Origin of the sequence: Staphylococcus sp. SB1-57, assembly GCF_017086425.1 — a bacterium.
Classification (GTDB): Bacteria; Bacillota; Bacilli; order Staphylococcales; family Staphylococcaceae; genus Staphylococcus; species Staphylococcus warneri_A.
In genome coordinates, this window is sequence record NZ_CP070964.1 from 959,541 (window position 1) to 978,993 (window position 19,453).

The window sequence follows — 19,453 nt, forward strand, 5'->3', positions numbered from 1 at the left end:
ATGTCTTTTTAAAGTGCTTTTGATATAGAATAAAGATAAATACGTTCATGATAAAGACTGCTACTTAATCTAGAAGTGAGGTTGATAAAAAATGACAGATGTCATCATTGTTCATTCAAGTGTAGGAAATGCACATAATCATTGGTATGAATGGTTAGGTCACAATTTAACGTTAGAAGGATATAAAGTCTCTCTTTTTAATTTAGAAGCTAATACTCCTGCTAAAATTGATATGTGGGTTAAGCAAATGCAACAACAATTAAATGTAAGAAAGAAAGATACATATTTTGTAACACATGGATTTGGAACGATAGCGACTTTGAAATTTATAGAAACATTAGAACAAAATGTTGAAGGGCTATTCAGTATTGCTGGTTTTAAAGATGATGCAGTAGACATAGATGAAAATATTGATTTACATGGAGTAACGATTAATTATGAACGAGTTAAAAGTAAAGTAGATCATTTTTATGGTTTGAGTTCTAAAAATGATACACATGTTTCATATAAAGAAACGAAACGACTCATGGATACCTTAGATGGACGTATGCGAGTTGTTGAAGATGGTGGCCATTTTATGGAAGAGGATGGTTTTACTACATTCACATCACTACAAAATCGTATGCAAGGATTTATGACGCAATAGGGTAGGGAAATTAATAATATAATTTAAAATATGCGCCGTACTTATTTAGAATAGATAAGTATGGCGTTAGTCATTTGATATTGTGATCCATTTAGTAGCAGTAAGGGACAAAAAACAGAAAACATGAATAATAGAAGATGATTATTTTATAGAAAAGGTATCAATATTGGATGAAAGTTAATATAATAGAAGGCCATTTAGACACTTTTGTTATAAAATGAAATCAAGTAGTAATTTTTACACATTTTAATTTGGAATTAATATTGACTAATAGTAACAAACTTAATATACTAATAAAGTGTTAAGCGAGAGCGTATTAAAGCGACTTGAACGTATCGATTGTTTTATTAATTCAAACAATGTAAATTTAGTTTTAAAAAAGTGTTGACTTTATTAAGCTAATGATGGTACAATAATCAAGTAGTCAAAAATAATATTATCGCGGGATGGAGCAGTTCGGTAGCTCGTCGGGCTCATAACCCGAAGGTCGGTGGTTCAAATCCGCCTCCCGCAATACATAGTTTTAATAGGTCTCGTAGTGTAGCGGTTAACACGCCTGCCTGTCACGCAGGAGATCGCGGGTTCGATTCCCGTCGAGACCGCCATTATTAATATTATGGTTCAGTAGCTCAGTTGGTAGAGCAATGGATTGAAGCTCCATGTGTCGGCAGTTCGACTCTGTCCTGAACCATTCGTCATTTTTGGCGGTTGTGGCGAAGTGGTTAACGCATCGGATTGTGGTTCCGACATTCGAGGGTTCGATTCCCTTCAACCGCCCCATAATCGTATTACATTTCACATGCGGGTGTAGTTTAATGGCAAAACCTCAGCCTTCCAAGCTGATGTTGTGGGTTCGATTCCCATCACCCGCTCCATTATTATTCCACAGTAGCTCAGTGGTAGAGCTATCGGCTGTTAACCGATCGGTCGTAGGTTCGAGTCCTACCTGTGGAGCCATGGCTCCTTGGTCAAGCGGTTAAGACACCGCCCTTTCACGGCGGTAACACGGGTTCGAGTCCCGTAGGAGTCATACAAACAGAAGTGAAATATCGCTTCTGTTTTTTTATTTATCATATTATGATGGAGAGTTGTCCGAGCTGGCCGAAGGAGCACGCCTGGAAAGTGTGTAGGCGCCACAAGCGTCTCGAGGGTTCGAATCCCTCACTCTCCGTAAAAGTGCCTAGAATGGTTTTAATCCATTCTAGGCTTATTTTTCTTTTCTTTTAAATTAGGCATTAATTTGAGGATAAAAGAATTTAAATGAAAGTCTAAATTATAATAAAAGTGAGTAAAGTTGCCCAATCAAAAATTGAAGACCATAAAGAAAGACAACCACACAACGTTAAAAAAGAAATAAAAACATTAGAATCATATCTTGAGAAATAAAATAAAAATGTTATAATATATATAAGTCAACGACAGTGCGTGGACTATTAAAACGAAATACATTGAACACAGTAGCCAGCCAACTATGAGGCTAGGCGATAATTGAATATCATAGTATTTTGCAGGATTGAGTTTTATACTTATCCTGCTTTTTAAATTTAAAATGATACATCATGAGAATTTTTACAAATAAACAAAAAATTATATTATAGAGATTGAAGTAGTACTACTTCAATCTCTATTTTTTATGGATAAAATCAAATGAAAGTTATAAGAATAAGTCAATATGATTATGAGACACTGTTTAACAATATAATAAGTGTTAGTATCACCAAATTTGGAATTTTAAAAATAGGAGGGGTTAAGTTTATCAGATATTTCACGATTGATTTTGAAAATTGCAATTGATTTTGAAAACATTGCAATTATTTTATGGCTATTAATAATTCCAAACGTTTTAGATGAAAGCATATCTAAGTATCTTAAAAACGATAATATTTATAATATATAATTTTCTTCATTCAAACTTTATACATATATAACATATCAAACATATAAGAAAAACCCTAAAGCGATACGATAAGGTATGCTTTAGGGCCATAGGATTATGGAACTTGAGTTCCAGGATGATCATGATGCAGATTATTTGTTACCAAATAAACCTTTGAAGAAATCTACTGCTTTTTTGATAAGATCTGTGATAAATTGCATTGTGATTCACCTCCTATAATTTGTATCTTTAATATAAATCTTTTTTAATCTTTTTTGGTGTTTTTTTTCTTATTTTATATACGTTTTTCCCAAGATGTAGTTTTTATCATTTAAAAGGACATTCTTGAATGCGAAGGTGTAGATATACATTTGTTTCTACATACTTTATTAGAAATTTAAGATTTGAACACTGATAGATGCTATTAAAATCGTTATAATTAAATATGTAATCATAAATGGAGGAATGACTCGTGGACTTTTGGTTAAAGGAACAATCTATCAAGAAAAAAAACAAAATAGCTGTGACTGATGGACAACGCTCGCTTACATTCAAAGCTTTATATGATGAAGCGCATGTACTTTCACAACATTTAATACAATTAGCTCAGTCAAGAATTGGTTTACATATTAACAATCGAATTGAATCATTGATATTAATACATGCATGTTGGCTTGCTAATATTGAAATTGCGATGATTAATACTCGCTTAACGACTAATGAAATGATTGCTCAAATGAATTCAATCGATGTTAATACAATTATCACAACGACATCTTTAGAATTAGAAGGTTTTAATATATACAATATTGAGGAAATTCAGCTTTTAAATCAAATAGAAGATCAAATGAATATTTTTAAATTAGAAAATATCGCATCAATCATGTTTACGTCGGGTACGACAGGTCCACAAAAGGCTGTGCCTCAAACGTTTAAGAATCATCTAGCAAGTGCAAAAGGATGTAAAAGGAGCTTAGGTTATAGTCAACAATCTAAATGGTTATCTGTACTCCCGATTTATCATATATCTGGTTTGAGTGTGATATTACGTAGTGTGATGGAAGGATTTACTGTCAGACTATTAGAGAAATATAATACAGAAGATATGCTTGATATAATTAAAAATGAAGATATTACTCATGTGTCTCTTGTACCACAAACATTAAAATGGTTAATGGATGCCGGTTTAGAAAAGCCTTATCAATTAGAAAAGATTCTGTTAGGTGGCGCAAAGCTTTCTTCTAATTTAATTCAACAAGCATTAGATTATCGCTTACCTATTTATAATTCGTTTGGAATGACTGAAACATGTTCACAATTTTTAACTGCGACACCAGATATGTTGGCTCAACGATATGATACAGTTGGAAAACCGAGTGATAATGTCAAAGTTAAAATTAAAGATGCTGATCAAAATGGTCACGGTGAATTACTTATAAAAGGGGAAAATGTAATGAATGGTTATTTATATCCTTCTAATTTAACAGATACCTTTGAAGATGGCTTTTTTAAAACAGGTGATATTGCTGAAATTGACGATGATGGCTTCGTTATGATTTATGATCGTCGTAAAGACTTAATCATTAGTGGTGGAGAAAATATCTATCCATATCAAATTGAATCTGTAGCTAAATATTTTCCTGAAATTGAAGACGCCGTATGTATCGGTCAAAATGACGACACATGGGGTCAAGTACCGGTACTATATTATATCGCCCAAGACTATGTTGATAAAAATGATTTACAGCAACATTTCTCCACACATTTAGCTAAATATAAAATACCTAAAGCCTTTTATGAAGTAAATGAATTACCATATACATCAACAGGTAAACTACAAAGAAATAAAGTGATGTCAAAGGAATCAAAAAATGAAGATAAATGAGTTGAAGTTTTATTTATATAGTCAGGCATTTAAATCACCTATTGTGACACCTAAAGTGTCGTTAGACAAAAGAGAATGTTTAGTTATCGAACTGATTACTGATACAGGTGATACGTATTTTGGTGAGTGCAATGCCTTTAAAACACCATGGTATGATAAGGAAACCATATCATCGGTTAAACAACAGATTGAACAGTGGTTTGTATCAATTAAAAATAAAGATGTACATTCGTTTGAAGAATGGCAGGCATTATTGAATACATTAAATCATTGTCCGGCAGCCCGCAGTACAGTTGTCATGGCGTTATATCAAATGTATTATAAACTTAAAGCATTTAAGGTTGAATATGGTGCTACCGTGAGTGGATGGAGTGATGCCCAATTTGCGACGTTAAAGCAAACACAACCTAAACGTATAAAAGTGAAATATTCAAATCAATTAATTTCTGATATTAATAAATTAAAGTCATTAGAATTTCCATTTGATATTGTCATCGATGCAAATGAGTCACTCGATATCAATCAATACCAAGAAATAAATAAAAATACTAAGCAGAACATATTATATATAGAAGAACCATTTGCTAATATTAATACCTTAAAACAGTTTGATGATGAACCTCAATTACCTATTGCTATTGATGAAAAAGCTACATCAATTGATGATATTCAGTTTATTGTTTCGCATTATCCAATTGATACGGTCGTACTCAAGCCGTTTAGATTAGGTGGCATTGACCGTGTTATCGAAACCATTGATTATCTAAAAAATAGGGGTATTAATATTGTTGTAGGTGGTATGTACGAATATGGATTGAGTCGATATTTTACTGCGATGTTATCTCAATATGGTGATTATCCTGGAGATGTGACGCCAGCAGGCTATTATTTTGAAAATGATTTTGTGGAAAATGAAGGTATTTTAAAAGAGGGAATGATTGCATTCATCCCCCCAATAGTTGATAGAAGTAAATTAGAATGTATTAATGGTGATGTTTAGACTTATTTTTAGCAAGCGGTACTGGGTCATAGCCACCTTTATGTAGTGGATGGCATTTGAGTATGCGTCGAATGCCTAAATATAATCCTTTGAAAGCACCATGATATTGAATCGCTTCACGCGTATATTCTGAACATGTAGGATAAAAGCGACAAGTAGGTGGTGTTAATGGAGATATATAGCGTTGATAAAAATGTATCAAGGCTAGAAATATTTTTTTCATAAAAAAGCCTCCAACCAGAATTTTGAATACAGTTATTTTAACATATTATAAAGGAATGTGATGTACTTGAAGTTTTTAGATAAAGACCAAAGAGAAGTGCAGTTAACATATAAAGCGAATACAGATAATCCAACAGGTAATCACGTTCTTGCAATACCAGTATACCAAGGGAAGTTATTATTTACTCGACATAAAAATAGAGGTATTGAATTTCCTGGCGGCAAAAGAGAACATGGAGAATCAAGTATTGATGCTATCCAACGAGAATTATATGAAGAAACCGGCGCATATGTAGAAGAAATGCAGTATATTGCTCAATATACTGTGAAAACTAACGATGCCACTAGGTTCGTCAAAGATGTTTATTTTATTCAAGTTTCATCTTTAGCCAATCGAACTGACTATTTAGAAACAGATGGCCCTTGTCTTTTTACTTCTATTAAAGACATACCATATAGTGAACGTAGTTTTTTGCTACAAGATGACGCCATTTTACACTGTTTTGAAAGGGTGACTTCACTTGGACTTTATTAAAATGAAAAGAATGCCGATTGAAATAGCTACGCACCAGTTTGATGAAATCACTTATGATGTTGATCATCTAAAAGTGAAAGCACTAATGATGACACCATATAGTAAAGTTAATCGAATCGTGGTTTATTTAAGAGGCGGAAAAGGACAAGTTGGTCGGGTACGAGCAGCTCGTTTAATGCAATTTGCCAATGAGCACACACTTGTTGTAGGCCCTTATTATAGAGGTAATAATGGTAGTGAAGGTAAAGATGAGTTTTATCGAGGAGATTTAAATGATGTCACTGAACTTATACGCATATTACATTCAAAATATCCCAACGCGTTTATACATATGATTGGATTTTCTCGTGGTGGGTTGCAAGGCTTGCTAACATTTCAAGATTTACCAGTTGATAGTTATATCATTTGGGGTGGTGTTTCTGATATACATTTAATGTATGAAGAGCGTGTGGATTTAAGAGGGATGCTGAGAAGAATGGTAGGACATCCTAAAAAAGATCATGAAGCATATGAAGTTAGAGAAGCGATACAATATATTACACCGCAAAGTCCACCGATTTTAATTGTACATGGTGGTAAAGATAAACAGGTAGGTATTCATCAAGCTTATTATCTAGAACGACAATTGAAAGATATTGGTGCACCTTATGATACATGTTATCAAATGGAAGAAGGACATGTACCTCGACCATTTGCTTTGCAAGAAACTTTAACGTATATACATAAATGGATGACTCAAATAGAAACAAACAAAAAATAGCGCAGCAGATTTAAGTCTGCCGCGCTTTACTTTTATTTATTGAAAGCACCTTTGTCAGAAATATGTTCCACTTCAGGGCCGAATTTTTTGAAGTTATCTTCGAATCGTTGGATAAGATCATTTGCTTGTGCTTTATATTTTTCAGCGTCGCTCCAAGCATTAATAGGATTTAAAATAGTTTTTGGTACATCTTCGATTTCAACTGGAATATTTAAACCAAATGTTGAGTCTTTTGTAAACTCTGCATCTTTTAATTTACCTGAGATTGCTTGGTTAACCATTTGACGCGTATAGTGTAAACTAATTCTTCTACCAACACCATATTTTCCGCCAGTCCATCCAGTGTTAACTAAATACACATCAACATCATGTTTATCAATTAATTCACCTAATAGGTCTGCATAAACAGTTGGATGTAGTGGTAAGAATGGTGCGCCGAAACAAGTAGAGAATGATGGTTCTGGTTCAGTTACACCACGTTCAGTACCTGCTAATTTAGACGTGAATCCACTTAAGAAATGATACATTGCTTGATCTTTAGTTAATTTTGAAATTGGAGGAATCACACCAAATGCATCTGCAGTTAAAAAGATAATCGTATTAGGATGTGCTGCTTTTGAAGGTAATACAATATTATCAATATGATGAATAGGGTATGCCGCTCTTGTATTTTCAGTGAATTTATTATCATCGAAATCAACAGTACCATCTTCTTTAACGACTGTGTTTTCTAGGATAGTGCCGTATTCAATAGCATCATAAATTTGTGGTTCTTTTTCTTTTGAAAGATTGATCGCTTTTGCGTAGCAACCACCTTCAATGTTGAACACACCATTTTTATTCCAACCATGTTCATCGTCACCGATTAATTTTCTTTCAGGATCAGCTGATAACGTTGTTTTACCTGTACCTGATAACCCAAAGAATAATGCGACATCGCCTTTTTCTCCTACGTTAGCAGAGCAATGCATACTCATAATATCTTGCATAGGTAATAAGTAGTTCATTACTGAGAAGATACCTTTTTTCATTTCACCAGCGTATTCTGTGCCACCGATTAAAATAACCTTATGCTTAAATGATACAATGACAAACGTTTCAGTTTTCGTACCATCAACTTCAGGATCAGCTTTAAAATGTGGTGCTGATACAATCGTAAAGTTAGGTTTGATTGATTTTGCTTCTTCTTTAGATTCAGGACGAATGAACATATTATGTGCAAATAAATTATGCCATGCTAATTCGTTAATGACAGTTAATTTTAAACGTGAATCTTTATCACTACCTGCGTAGCCGTTAAACACATATAGTTCATCTTTTTTACCTAAGTAATCTAATACTTTATTATAAAGTTTTAAGAATGTTTCTTCATCGATAGGTTGATTGACGTCTCCCCAATCTACATTATCTCTATATGAAGGTTCAGTAACGATAAACTTATCTTTTGGTGAGCGACCAGTATATTTACCAGTGCTTGCGTTAATAGCGCCTAATTCAGTAAGTTCACCTTCATTATTATCTAAGATCTTATTGTAAAGTTGAGTTGTTGATAGTTGAAACTTCGTTGATGGTTTTTCTAATAATTGTTTAATTTTTGACGTTTCAGAGTATGTATCAATCGACATACTTAATCCCTCCAGATAGTTATAATGTAAGCCTTTACATTTCAATAGTATAACATATCAATTTAATTAATCCACCGTAAATTATTACTAAAATAACTTAAATCATAAATTGACATTAATTCTCTTATTAGGTAGTATTAATTTTAACGGATTCTCTTATCCTGAGTGGTGGAGGGACATGGACCCAATGAAACCCAGCAACCTCTTTTTACATATAAAAAGAAAGGTGCCAAACCGTTTGCAGACACATAATGTCTGAACGATAAGAGCGAATGGACGTATAAGAGTCTTCACTCTATCTAGGTAGTAGTAGAAGGCTCTTTTATTTAGCTCATATAAAAGAGAATTATCGTAATATATTTTAAAAGGAGCAAAACATGACTAACAATAAACGATTATTTACTTCAGAATCAGTAACTGAAGGACATCCAGATAAAATTGCTGATCAGGTATCTGATGCAATCTTAGACGAAATTCTTAAAGACGACCCTAATGCACGTGTCGCTTGTGAGACAACAGTGACAACCGGAATGGCATTAATTTCAGGTGAAATTTCAACAACGACATATGTTGACATTCCAAAAGTAGTAAGAGAGACAATTAAAGATATTGGTTATACACGTGCCAAATATGGTTATGATTCACAAACAATGGCGGTTTTAACTGCAATTGATGAACAATCACCAGATATCGCTCAAGGTGTTGATACAGCATTAGAATACCGTGATGATATTTCTGAAGAAGAAATTGAAGCAACTGGTGCAGGTGACCAAGGATTAATGTTTGGCTATGCTACAAACGAAACAGATACTTATATGCCGTTACCTATTTTCTTATCTCATCAATTAGCGAAACGTCTATCAGATGTACGTAAAGATGACATTATAGATTATTTACGTCCAGATGGTAAGGTTCAAGTCACTGTAGAATATGATGAAAATGATAAACCTAAACGCATTGATACTATTGTTGTATCAACACAACACGCTGAAGATAAATCGTTAGAAGAAATTCAAAACGATATTAAAAAACATGTCATTTATCCAACTGTTCCAGAATCATTAATGGATGATAAGACGAAATTCTATATTAATCCTACAGGACGTTTTGTAATCGGTGGACCACAAGGGGATGCTGGATTAACAGGACGTAAGATTATTGTAGATACGTACGGAGGTTATGCACGCCATGGTGGTGGTTGCTTCAGTGGTAAGGATCCAACTAAAGTAGACCGTTCTGCTGCTTATGCAGCAAGATATGTAGCGAAGAATATTGTTGCTGCAGAATTAGCTGAACAATGTGAAGTACAACTTGCTTATGCTATTGGTGTAGCTGAACCAGTATCTATAGCTATTGATACGTTCGGGACAGGTAAAGTGTCTGAGTCTGAATTAGTAGAAGCAGTTAGAGCAAACTTTGATTTAAGACCAGCTGGTATCATTAAAATGTTAGATTTAAAACAATCTATTTATAAACAAACTGCTGCATACGGTCATTTTGGACGTACTGACGTATTATTACCATGGGAAAAATTGGATAAAGTCAACGTTTTAAAAGATACGATTAACAAGGCTTAAACAAAATAGCATGTGAGATGTTTGAAATATAATAAGATAAATTGCGACAAGATGTCGAAAATGTCTTGATTATGTTTTATAATTAATTGTATTGATCATATAAAAGGAGCGTTGATGTGATGAGTTTATCTTCACCTATTGGTATAGGGTTAATTGTTGCAGTAGTTATTGCAATTATCTTTTTTGTACTATTTTTAATTGCATTAAATAGTAAGAAAAAGATTAAGCAACAAACAGAAGAAGAATACCAACAAAAAGAACAAAGTATAAAGGCATCTCATGAAGAAGCTTTGGAAAAAGAACGTATTGAGAATAAAAAGACAGTTACGAAACAAAAAGAAGATTATGAAGCTACAGTAAATAGTAAAGAAAGAGAAATTGATGCATTAAAGCTATTTTCTAAAAACCATAGTGAATATGTAACTGATATGCGATTAATTGGTATTCGTGAGCGTTTAGTCAATGAAAAACGTATTCGTCCTGAAGATATGCATATCATGGCTAATATTTTCTTACCGACAAATGAATTAAATAAGATTGAAAGAATTAGTCATCTCGTTCTTACACGTACTGGATTATATATTATTGATTCTCAATTATTAAAAGGTCATGTATATAATGGTATTAGTGGCGCTCAATTTTCTGAGCTACCAACAATGGAACAAGTATTTAATACGTTGGAATTAGATAAAGGAACGCCTCAAACATTAGTACTTGATCAAAATAGTGACGAAAAATCATTATCATTTATAAACTATTCAGATGAGATTCAACAAATACAGAATGTAGCTGGTGACTTACAAAGTAAATTAAATACTAAGTATACACCAACATCTATTCTTTACTTTAACCCTAAAAATGAAGGAGATGTTACTATTTCTAATTATGCTCAAAATAGTAATGTCAAAGTATTAGTTGGACCTGAACAACTAGATGAATTCTTTAACAAATTTGTATTCCATGGACGTATTCAATATAATGTCGATGATTTACAACAAATCATGGAACAAATCGAATCATTTAATTAAATATCAGCGAAGCTAGTAGGGATGTTATCTCTACTAGCTTTTTTAGTTTTGAGCACAGATATTGAAATTTATATGACTTATGTTTAATCTGAGTTTTATCTACTTTCATAGGGTATAGAATATTGAAATTGTATTTAAGGAGTGGGAATGTATGGATAATATTAAATTTTATAATGGTCATACGATGCCGAAAGTTGGTCTAGGTACATTTAGAGTTGAAAATAATGATGATTGTACAAAAGCTGTTAAATACGCAATTGAAAATGGATATAGAAGTATCGATACAGCAATGGTATATGGTAATGAAGAAAAGGTAGGACAAGGTATTAAAGAAGGGCTTGAATCTGCAGGCTTAAAACGTGAGGATTTATTTATTACCTCAAAATTATGGTTAGAAGATTATGGTAGAGAAAATGTTGAACAAGCCTACGAAAATAGTTTGAAAAGGTTAGATTTAGATTATCTAGATTTGTATTTAATGCATTGGCCGGGTACGAATGAAGCCCTAATGATAGATACATGGCAAGGTATGGAAGATTTATATAAACAAGAGCGTGTTAAAAATATTGGAGTGAGTAACTTTAATGTAGATCATTTTGAAGCGTTACTAGCTCAAGTATCTATTAAGCCTGTAATTAACCAAGTTGAGTTCCATCCATACTTAACTCAAAAAGAGTTGAGACAATATTTAGATGTTCAAAATATTGTGATGGAATCTTGGTCACCATTAATGAACGCGCAAATATTAGATGATGAAGTAGTTAATCAAGTAGCACAAGAAGTTGGGCAAACGCCAGCACAAGTGATTATTAGATGGAACTATCAACATCAAGTAGTCACAATTCCTAAATCAGTAACACCTCACCGTATTGACGAAAATCTAAATATATTAGATTTTGAATTAAATGATGACCAAATGAAAAAATTAGATGACCTAAATCAAAATAAAAGAATTGGGCCAGACCCTTCAGAATTTAATGGGAAATAATATGACAAAACCACGTCCTCAATCGAACAGGGGACGTGGTTTTAATGAATATCATTAGTTATTGAAAGAAATGATATGCAAAATAGCAACTTGCAAAGGCACCAACAAATTGCAAGAGCGTATAAATAATAAAAGGTATAGGCTTAAATTGAGGTGATACCATGCCTACAAGTTCATTAGATAAGGTTGAAAATGTTGTTAACCCGCCTAAAATACCTGTGATGAAGAATGGATTCATCCATTTGATGTGAAGTGATAAGCCTGATATGGCACCAATTAACATACATCCAACAATATTAACTATCAAAGTACCAACAGGTAATCTGGTATTAAAGTGATTGAAGTAATTTGATATCAACGCACGACTCATCGCACCAATACCGCCGCCCAGCATAACTAATACCATTGTCATTATCATATCTGCTCACCTAATTTCTTGCCTAATAAACATAAAAGGATACATAGGATGTAACTAATCAAAGCATAAAAGATTAATAACGCCCATTGTTGCTGATTAAACATTTGAACGAGTTCGAATTGAAATGTAGAAAAAGTAGTCAATGCTCCCATGAATCCAGTAGTGACAGCTTTTTTTAATAAAGGATTATTGTTAAATAACTTAATAGTTAAAGCCGACAAAAATCCCATAAAAAAGCCACCTATTAAATTGGCACTTAATGTGCCTATAGGTATGTCATGTCCATGATTAAAGAAAGAAAACAGATATCTCATTAATGCACCAAAGGCGCCACCAATAAAAATAAATAAATATTGCATTTTTTAAATCCCTTCAATTTGGTCAGTCACAAAATATATAATTCTATATCTAGAATGGTTGGATTTCATATATAAAACTAAATCAACCAATTCTCATGGAAAAGATTGATTTATATACGTCCACATTACATAAATACTTTATAAAAGGAAACCATATGTATGTAATGAGGATAAAATATGAATGATAATCACAATGAAAATAAGAATAGGTAATAACTTACTACCAATTCTTATCCAATCTTGTTTTTCACGCGCGTGTTTGATAGATTTATCTGCAAATATCACAGAAGCAATCAAAATAATGACATTGATCACACTACATGCGATGACCAATTTAACGAATGAACCTAAAACACTATTCAGAAATGGGTTGTTTGTATTAAAGAAAAAGCTTATCGCTAATAGTAGTAATGTAATATAAAAGTAAATTTTAGATTTTGACATGCGCATCCTCCTAGATGGTTATCATTACAATATACTACCATTTTTTAGGATATGAGAATAGTATAAATTAATATAAAAAATATGGTGAAATATGAAATCCTATGATATAGGCAAATAATTCGCTTACATTTCAAAAGCATGTTATAAATTATTTATAAATCATTAATGATGTTAAGTTAAATAATCAAGCTTACATACTTAAATAATGTGACCATTGATGTTTAAGCAATGTTATCGGTTAAGGAGGAATTCGTAATGAGACAATTAAATGTAGAGGTATTTGCTGATGGTGCAGATATCGAAGAAATGAAAGCTGCATACAAAAATAAACAAGTAGACGGATTTACGACTAATCCAAGTTTAATGGCAAAAGCTGGTGTAACAGATTATAAAGCATTTGCTGAAGAAGCAGTGAGAGAAATTCCTGATGCTTCAATTTCATTTGAAGTATTCGCAGATGATTTAGAAACAATGGAAAAAGAAGCTGAAATCTTAAAACAATATGGTGACAATGTATTTGTTAAAATTCCTATTGTTACAACGGATGGTACTTCTACCATTCCATTAATTAAAGCTTTATCAGCTAAACAAGTAAGACTAAATGTTACTGCTGTTTATACGATTGAACAAGTTAAAGAAATTACTGAAGCTGTAACAGAAGGTGTACCAACATATGTATCTGTATTCGCTGGTCGTATCGCCGACACTGGTGTAGATCCATTACCATTAATGAAAGAAGCCGTCGAAATTACACATAGTAAAAAAGGCGTTAAATTATTATGGGCTAGTTGCCGTGAATTATTTAATGTAATTCAAGCTGATGAAATTGGTGCAGATATCATTACATGTCCTGCGGATGTTGTTAAGAAGGTCAATAATAATTTAGGTAGAGATGTAGAAGAACTATCTATTGATACTGTTAAAGGTTTTGCTAAAGATATTCAAAGTTCAGGATTATCTATTTTATAAGCAATCATTAAAGTGATATCGAAGCTGAAGTATAAGATATTGAAGTAGCCAATCGCCCGTACATGTTTTCAAATTTTATTTTAAGATAACAATGTACGATGGATTGGCTTTTCTTATTAATAAATTTAATTTTGAATTGATTGATGGTTCAAAGTCATCTATGATATATAAATAACCAATTAGAGTAGAGGTGCAATTCTAGCTATGGATAAAAATACATTTAGTGCTAGAGTAAAAAAGCAATTATGGTTCTTAAATAAAACAGAAAAAGATCAACTTAATCAAGAATTGAACCAATTGAATGAACATGACACGGATGTTTTAAATAAACCTGTCAAATTTTCAAATCAATTTTTAAGAACACATGTCTTTCAACAAAAAATGATTAGTTCATTCAGTCTTGTATTATTATTGATGGGAATCGTTTTTACATATGTGATATTACTAGGTGGCTTTCTATTTGGATTAATCACAAGTCTCACAGCTGTTAATTATTTTATTAACCCACAAGTAACTCTATCAACAATGACAGTGACTTTAATTATCGTAGGGGCTATTCTATTGATGATCGTTTCTCTGTTCTTAATTAAGAAAGTAACTGCATTTTTTACTAAAAAGCTATTAGAATATAAATTTAATAAGCAGAATACGAATGTGTAATCAAATGGCAAAGAAGTAAGCTTTCTTGCCATTTTTTTAATATAAAAGTATAAGGTTCGTCTACTAATAGAGATTTAAAATTAGAAAACTGTATGAGTGTTGCATCGCTTTGTGATTGTATTCCTATAATATAGTATGCATTCACGTAAATTTGAATGGGAGCTCGATGATGTTTAAGAGGGAATAAGATGAGCGTCTCATTAATGAAAAGCGGTATCTTTTTATTAATTTGAAGTAATCGTTTAGCGAGTTTCTTTTGAAGCGGTAATGATTTTTGATGTAATTCTAATAGAAATATTAATGTATGATTAATTGTAATAGGAAGTGAAATATCATATTGTTGATAATGACATTGCGTAACACTTTTCGGACCTATTCCTGTTTGAATATATAATAATTGAGATGTTGTAATTTGATTCATGTTGTCATTCCTTTTCTAGGTTGTATTGTAAATGCTGCATGATTTTGGATTGAGTTATCTTTTTGATTTTCTTAATGGTTGATATAGAAAGATGCATCATATTTGCGATTTCGTATTGTTTATATCCTAGTAATTTTAAATCTAACCATTGTTTTTCTTGATTATTTAATAGATAATAAATGTCTTGCAAAAGTAATGCATCCTCATCTAAAAACTGTATGGGCTCATTTTTTGAGTGGATAGGTGTATCGATATTGATAGTAGGTATTTTTTTGTTTTCTTTGCGAAATATATCGATAAGGTAATAGTTTAACCTAATAAATAGGTAAGAGGATAGTTTGCTAGATTGTGAGGGTTGATAATGATGAGTTAAGTGCCATAATTGGATTAACAGTAATTGATAAAACTCGTCATAATTATAAGTGATTTGATATCTTTTTAACAAATAATGTATGATTTTGTTGTACTCTTGATAAATTTTATTGAATTCCAAAGTTTTCTCCTATTTATGTACATAAAGTGTTTTTCCGGATAAAATGAATTTAAAATATGTAATAAAAAATTTCATTTGCTTAATTGTAAAAATAGGTGTTAAATAGTAAACATAGAAAATAACTAGGTATTTAATTTTTACAATTACATTGTCTTATTGTTTAAATAGAGCAAAGTTTGATAGGAGGTACGTATGGACTACGCACACTTAAATTTAGAACATTTTTTCGCACGCAATGATGATTTAGATCGAATTAAAGATCGCTCAGATTTTGTGATGATTAATAATTTTACTAATGAAATGAAATATAGAGATGGTGAAATTGAAGGTACAATTGATTTAAATCAATATTTTTATAAAAATAGATCACAAGCTGTTAGTTTCATCATGATGGAATATAAAAAACATAATAAATAAAAGTAATAATTTAGACTTAGAAATGGTATTGACACTATCATATGTAAATTGCATGTTTTTATGCGTGCAACATTTTATTTAGATAGTGTCTATATTGTTGTCTAAATCTTTTTCATCTCAAAAGTTTCATTTTTATTACTTTTTATTTATGAATTTGTAACAAGGTATATATTAAATTGTGAATCAGAATTAATAATGTTAAACTTTATTATCGTAATACAATTCAAAAGTATAACAACATTGACCTAAGAGGTGTGAATATGACGAAGCACAAAAAGGGATCTATTGTTGCAATTTTAGGATTGCTGATTATCTTTGTAGTTGGTGCTATTATCTTTTTCTCAATGGTTTCAGACCAAATTTTCTTTAAACATGTAAAAGAAGAACAGAAAATTGAGAAATTAGATGTAACTTTAGATAAAGCTGCAAAGAAACAAATAGATAACTATACGAGTCAACAAGTATCGAATAAAAACAATTATGCGTGGAGAGATGCATCATCAACTGAAATAAAATCAGCTATGGATAGTAGTCAATTTATCGATAGTGACGTACAAAAATATCAATTTTTAGATTTATCTAAATATCAAGGTATTGATGAAAAAAGAATTAAACGTATGTTAGTTGATCGACCAACTTTACTGAAACATACGGATGACTTTACAAAAGCAGCGAAAGATAAACATGTTAACGAAGTGTATTTAATTTCACATGCGTTATTAGAAACTGGCGCTGCTAAGAGTGAATTATCTAAAGGTGTAGAAATTGATGGTAAGAAATACTACAACTTTTATGGTGTAGGTGCATTAGACAAAGATCCTGTTAAGACAGGTGCTGAATATGCTAAAAAACATGGTTGGGACACACCTCAAAAAGCCATTTATGGTGGTGCTGATTTCATTCATAATCATTTCTTAAAACATGAAGATCAAGATACACTATACAGTATGAGATGGAATCCTAAGAATCCTGGTGAACATCAATATGCAACTGACATTAAATGGGCTGAAAGTAATGCCACTATCATCGCAGATTTTTATAAAGATATGAAAACGGAAGGTAAATACTTCAAATTATATGTTTATAAAGATGATAAAGACCATTTGAAGAAATAATTAATGTTAAAAAATGCCTGCAACGGTAATAACGGTTGCAGGCATTTTTGTATTCATCATTATTATTATTCAGCTTTATTATGACGTGTTATCCATAAAAACATTATAATAGTGAGTGCTATGATTTTCGAAACTAATTTCATTTCATCACCTCAAAGAAAGATTTTATCACAAATTTTAAAGGATTAAATTGTTCAAGATTAGGATATATATGAGTAAATATGAAAATTTAATTTTTGATAATGAGCGAACTTAAAAATGACTACACTTATAAAGTTCATCACGGAAATAGATTGTAGAGAGAGGATGATTTAATCATGCGAGTAGCTATAATAGGAATGGGCACAGCAGGTGTGAGTGTTTTACGTCAACTAGTCAAACACGACCATTTTGAAAAATTAAAAGTAGATGTGTATGATGACCGCAATAATATGGGACAGGGTGTTCCATTTCAAAATGATAGTAGTGAATTACTCATTAATATGCCATCTAAAAAGATGAGCTTAAATTTAGATGATGATGAAGAGTTTTGGAAATGGTATCAACATCAACAAGTATTTGATTTCGATAATCCTACATACTTACCACGTTTTGTATTTGGACATTATATGAAATCATACTTATCCAAATTCGATGAGCAATATGAAAATATTACTATTATCAATCATAAAGTACACGAGATTTTTACAACATCGAAAGTGGATGAAACGAATTTAAAATATTATGTATGTAACTCAGATGATATGAAAGAATGGCGAGAATACGATTACTTATTCTTAACATTTGGTACATTTGCCTATCACGATCCATATCATTTAAAAGGTATAAAAGGGTTTAAACCGACACCTTATCCTACATACAATTCATTAGATGATGTAAATGAAGATGATAGAATTGCCATTCTTGGAACTGGTCTCGCTAGTCTAGATGTCATTCGATATGTGACTGCACATCACCCTAAATTACCTATTTTAATGACAAGTCGATCAGCCAATTTACCAAGTGTAAGAGGTCAAATGGTAGATATAGAATTTACACATTTAACAAAACAAAAATTTAATGATTTACAGGCACAAAATTATGGGAATGTACCTTTAGATGTTGCAGTAGATTTATTTTTAAAAGAATGTAGCGACTACGGTATAGATTTTGAAAAACTTATCAATAGAAGAACTGGTAATCATATTAATGATTTAAAATTTGATTTAGAACATGAAAAGGAAATGGGAATATTCCAAAGTATAATTGAATATTTAAAGGAAAATTTAAATTGGATATGGAATAGCTTTAGCTTTGAAGATCAACAACAATTCCAAAAGAAATATACTAAAATAATTCAACTTAATTCTAATCCAATGCCTCCTAGAACTGCGAAATTACTTATTGAATTATTAGAACAAGAGGCATTGATTATCCGTAAAAATTTAAAAAATGTTTATCATGAGGACGGATTATTCCATTTACAATATGAAAATGAGAATGACATTGAAGATTTTAATGTAGTCATTAATGCAACTGGATCTAAAAATCATTTATCTGAGTTAGATGAAGATGACCAATTAATTCTTAATTTAGAAAATAGGCAAATTGTACAAGCACATCCTTTAGGCGGTATACAAATTATTCCTGAAACGAACCAAGTTATTAGTCCGAGGTTTGGTACTTTAACTAATGTGATAGCGATTGGACAAATGACAAATGGCGTCAATAAACTTAGAAACGGTGTTAAAATGATTGTTAACCAAGTGGCTAATGCGGTGGATAGATTATATGACACGCAACAAGACTTTGAAAATATCAAAGAAGAAAGCTAAAAGCGTTAAGTAATTATATCTAGGCGTATTTTAAATCTATATTTTATTTAAAAGATAAACAAAATCCGATGATTTAATTTAAAAGTATTACTTTAATTAAGTACAATGTATAGTAATTGTATTTTTGAAAAAGGTGTAGTATGATTTGAATTGTAGTAAATTAGACTACAATACTCAATTAACCTTTAACAATTTCATATA

Annotated in this window: 21 protein-coding genes, 8 tRNA genes and 1 riboswitch; of the genes, 21 read left to right on the forward strand and 8 right to left on the reverse strand. The window is 31.6% G+C overall.

The genetic code is table 11. The features are described 5' to 3' along the window. Window positions 1–91: 91 nt before the first annotated feature. The 9 genes from JX000_RS04835 to JX000_RS04875 all read left to right on the forward strand — a co-directional run bounded on the left by JX000_RS04835 (window position 92) and on the right by JX000_RS04875 (window position 1,817). Window positions 92–646, forward strand: coding sequence for an RBBP9/YdeN family alpha/beta hydrolase (locus JX000_RS04835; protein WP_002452122.1), 555 nt, complete (start codon window positions 92–94; stop codon window positions 644–646). A gap of 440 nt (window positions 647–1,086) precedes the next feature. Beyond that, window positions 1,087–1,160, forward strand: a tRNA-Met gene (locus JX000_RS04840). A gap of 15 nt (window positions 1,161–1,175) precedes the next feature. Next, window positions 1,176–1,251, forward strand: a tRNA-Asp gene (locus tag JX000_RS04845). A 13-nt stretch (window positions 1,252–1,264) separates the two neighbouring features. Then, window positions 1,265–1,337 (forward strand) — tRNA-Phe (locus tag JX000_RS04850). 13 nt (window positions 1,338–1,350) lie between these two features. Further along, window positions 1,351–1,426, forward strand: a tRNA-His gene (locus JX000_RS04855). Between the two features lie 21 nt (window positions 1,427–1,447). Then, window positions 1,448–1,521: transfer RNA gene (locus tag JX000_RS04860), tRNA-Gly, on the forward strand. A 7-nt stretch (window positions 1,522–1,528) separates the two neighbouring features. Next, window positions 1,529–1,603, forward strand: a tRNA-Asn gene (locus JX000_RS04865). A gap of 1 nt (window position 1,604) precedes the next feature. Next, a tRNA-Glu gene (locus JX000_RS04870) sits at window positions 1,605–1,676 on the forward strand. A gap of 52 nt (window positions 1,677–1,728) precedes the next feature. After that, window positions 1,729–1,817: transfer RNA gene (locus tag JX000_RS04875), tRNA-Ser, on the forward strand. An 857-nt stretch (window positions 1,818–2,674) separates the two neighbouring features. Here JX000_RS04875 and JX000_RS12300 read toward each other — a convergent pair. Next, window positions 2,675–2,743 carry an epsilon family phenol-soluble modulin gene (locus JX000_RS12300; RefSeq protein ID WP_100066984.1) on the reverse strand — a complete coding sequence of 23 codons (69 nt, stop codon included), beginning with the start codon at window positions 2,741–2,743 and terminating at the stop codon, window positions 2,675–2,677. A gap of 251 nt (window positions 2,744–2,994) precedes the next feature. Between JX000_RS12300 and menE the strand changes: the two genes are divergently transcribed. Next, the gene (gene menE, locus JX000_RS04885) at window positions 2,995–4,407 is read left to right on the forward strand and encodes an o-succinylbenzoate--CoA ligase (RefSeq protein WP_206140942.1); all 1,413 of its coding nucleotides are present in this window, start codon (window positions 2,995–2,997) and stop codon (window positions 4,405–4,407) included. Continuing rightward, window positions 4,394–5,407 (forward strand): o-succinylbenzoate synthase, encoded by a 1,014-nt coding sequence (menC, locus tag JX000_RS04890; protein WP_206140943.1) that lies wholly within the window; start codon window positions 4,394–4,396, stop codon window positions 5,405–5,407. The genes menE and menC overlap by 14 nt, the downstream gene beginning before the upstream one ends. On the opposite strand, the gene yidD is transcribed toward menC, so the two are convergent. Then, window positions 5,391–5,630, reverse strand: coding sequence for a membrane protein insertion efficiency factor YidD (gene yidD, locus JX000_RS04895; RefSeq protein ID WP_002452125.1), 240 nt, complete (start codon window positions 5,628–5,630; stop codon window positions 5,391–5,393). The genes menC and yidD overlap by 17 nt on opposite strands. A 60-nt stretch (window positions 5,631–5,690) precedes the next feature. Here yidD and ytkD point away from each other — a divergent pair, with 60 nt between their 5' ends. Further along, entirely contained in the window at window positions 5,691–6,164 is a 474-nt protein-coding gene (gene ytkD, locus JX000_RS04900) for an RNA deprotection pyrophosphohydrolase (protein ID WP_002452126.1), read from the forward strand. A gap of 10 nt (window positions 6,165–6,174) precedes the next feature. Then, window positions 6,175–6,924: an alpha/beta hydrolase family protein gene (locus JX000_RS04905; RefSeq protein ID WP_185291332.1), complete on the forward strand. Its 750-nt coding sequence runs from the start codon at window positions 6,175–6,177 to the stop codon at window positions 6,922–6,924. A gap of 32 nt (window positions 6,925–6,956) precedes the next feature. Here the strand turns inward: JX000_RS04905 and pckA are convergent, their stop codons facing one another. Beyond that, window positions 6,957–8,549 carry a phosphoenolpyruvate carboxykinase (ATP) gene (pckA, locus tag JX000_RS04910; RefSeq protein WP_075778776.1) on the reverse strand — a complete coding sequence of 531 codons (1,593 nt, stop codon included), beginning with the start codon at window positions 8,547–8,549 and terminating at the stop codon, window positions 6,957–6,959. A 153-nt stretch (window positions 8,550–8,702) separates the two neighbouring features. Continuing rightward, window positions 8,703–8,818, forward strand: a riboswitch (SAM riboswitch). A 108-nt stretch (window positions 8,819–8,926) separates the two neighbouring features. Here pckA and metK point away from each other — a divergent pair. The 3 genes from metK to JX000_RS04925 all read left to right on the forward strand — a co-directional run bounded on the left by metK (window position 8,927) and on the right by JX000_RS04925 (window position 12,142). Continuing rightward, the gene (metK, locus tag JX000_RS04915) at window positions 8,927–10,126 is read left to right on the forward strand and encodes a methionine adenosyltransferase (RefSeq protein ID WP_206140944.1); all 1,200 of its coding nucleotides are present in this window, start codon (window positions 8,927–8,929) and stop codon (window positions 10,124–10,126) included. A 119-nt stretch (window positions 10,127–10,245) separates the two neighbouring features. Next, entirely contained in the window at window positions 10,246–11,154 is a 909-nt protein-coding gene (locus JX000_RS04920) for an NERD domain-containing protein (protein ID WP_002452130.1), read from the forward strand. Window positions 11,155–11,305: 151 nt separating this feature from the next. Further along, window positions 11,306–12,142 carry an aldo/keto reductase gene (locus JX000_RS04925; RefSeq protein WP_124227874.1) on the forward strand — a complete coding sequence of 279 codons (837 nt, stop codon included), beginning with the start codon at window positions 11,306–11,308 and terminating at the stop codon, window positions 12,140–12,142. Between the two features lie 58 nt (window positions 12,143–12,200). On the opposite strand, the gene JX000_RS04930 is transcribed toward JX000_RS04925, so the two are convergent. The 3 genes from JX000_RS04930 to JX000_RS04940 all read right to left on the reverse strand — a co-directional run bounded on the left by JX000_RS04930 (window position 12,201) and on the right by JX000_RS04940 (window position 13,363). Beyond that, window positions 12,201–12,557 carry a fluoride efflux transporter FluC gene (locus tag JX000_RS04930; RefSeq protein ID WP_241005001.1) on the reverse strand — a complete coding sequence of 119 codons (357 nt, stop codon included), beginning with the start codon at window positions 12,555–12,557 and terminating at the stop codon, window positions 12,201–12,203. Beyond that, on the reverse strand, window positions 12,557–12,919 hold the full coding sequence (crcB, locus tag JX000_RS04935; RefSeq protein WP_075778778.1) for a fluoride efflux transporter CrcB: 363 nt from the start codon (window positions 12,917–12,919) through the stop codon (window positions 12,557–12,559). The genes JX000_RS04930 and crcB overlap by 1 nt, the downstream gene beginning before the upstream one ends. A gap of 138 nt (window positions 12,920–13,057) precedes the next feature. Continuing rightward, window positions 13,058–13,363, reverse strand: coding sequence for a hypothetical protein (locus JX000_RS04940; RefSeq protein WP_124227873.1), 306 nt, complete (start codon window positions 13,361–13,363; stop codon window positions 13,058–13,060). Between the two features lie 255 nt (window positions 13,364–13,618). On the opposite strand from JX000_RS04940, the gene JX000_RS04945 reads away from it, so the two are divergent. Further along, entirely contained in the window at window positions 13,619–14,332 is a 714-nt protein-coding gene (locus JX000_RS04945; protein ID WP_002452135.1) for a transaldolase, read from the forward strand. 204 nt (window positions 14,333–14,536) lie between these two features. Continuing rightward, window positions 14,537–14,992: a hypothetical protein gene (locus JX000_RS04950; RefSeq protein WP_002452136.1), complete on the forward strand. Its 456-nt coding sequence runs from the start codon at window positions 14,537–14,539 to the stop codon at window positions 14,990–14,992. Here the strand turns inward: JX000_RS04950 and JX000_RS04955 are convergent. Both JX000_RS04955 and JX000_RS04960 read right to left on the reverse strand, forming a co-directional pair. Then, window positions 14,967–15,413, reverse strand: coding sequence for a competence protein ComK (locus JX000_RS04955; protein ID WP_206140946.1), 447 nt, complete (start codon window positions 15,411–15,413; stop codon window positions 14,967–14,969). The genes JX000_RS04950 and JX000_RS04955 overlap by 26 nt on opposite strands. 4 nt (window positions 15,414–15,417) lie before the next feature. Next, window positions 15,418–15,906, reverse strand: coding sequence for a sigma-70 family RNA polymerase sigma factor (locus JX000_RS04960; RefSeq protein ID WP_002452138.1), 489 nt, complete (start codon window positions 15,904–15,906; stop codon window positions 15,418–15,420). Between the two features lie 192 nt (window positions 15,907–16,098). Between JX000_RS04960 and JX000_RS04965 the strand changes: the two genes are divergently transcribed. The 3 genes from JX000_RS04965 (at window position 16,099) to JX000_RS04975 (ending at window position 19,252) form a co-directional block, all read left to right on the forward strand. Then, the gene (locus JX000_RS04965; protein WP_002452139.1) at window positions 16,099–16,323 is read left to right on the forward strand and encodes a hypothetical protein; all 225 of its coding nucleotides are present in this window, start codon (window positions 16,099–16,101) and stop codon (window positions 16,321–16,323) included. Between the two features lie 260 nt (window positions 16,324–16,583). Continuing rightward, window positions 16,584–17,438, forward strand: coding sequence for a peptidoglycan release complex glucosaminidase SagB (gene sagB / locus JX000_RS04970; protein WP_206140947.1), 855 nt, complete (start codon window positions 16,584–16,586; stop codon window positions 17,436–17,438). 317 nt (window positions 17,439–17,755) lie between these two features. After that, window positions 17,756–19,252, forward strand: coding sequence for an FAD/NAD(P)-binding protein (locus JX000_RS04975; RefSeq protein ID WP_206140948.1), 1,497 nt, complete (start codon window positions 17,756–17,758; stop codon window positions 19,250–19,252). Window positions 19,253–19,453: the final 201 nt, after the last annotated feature.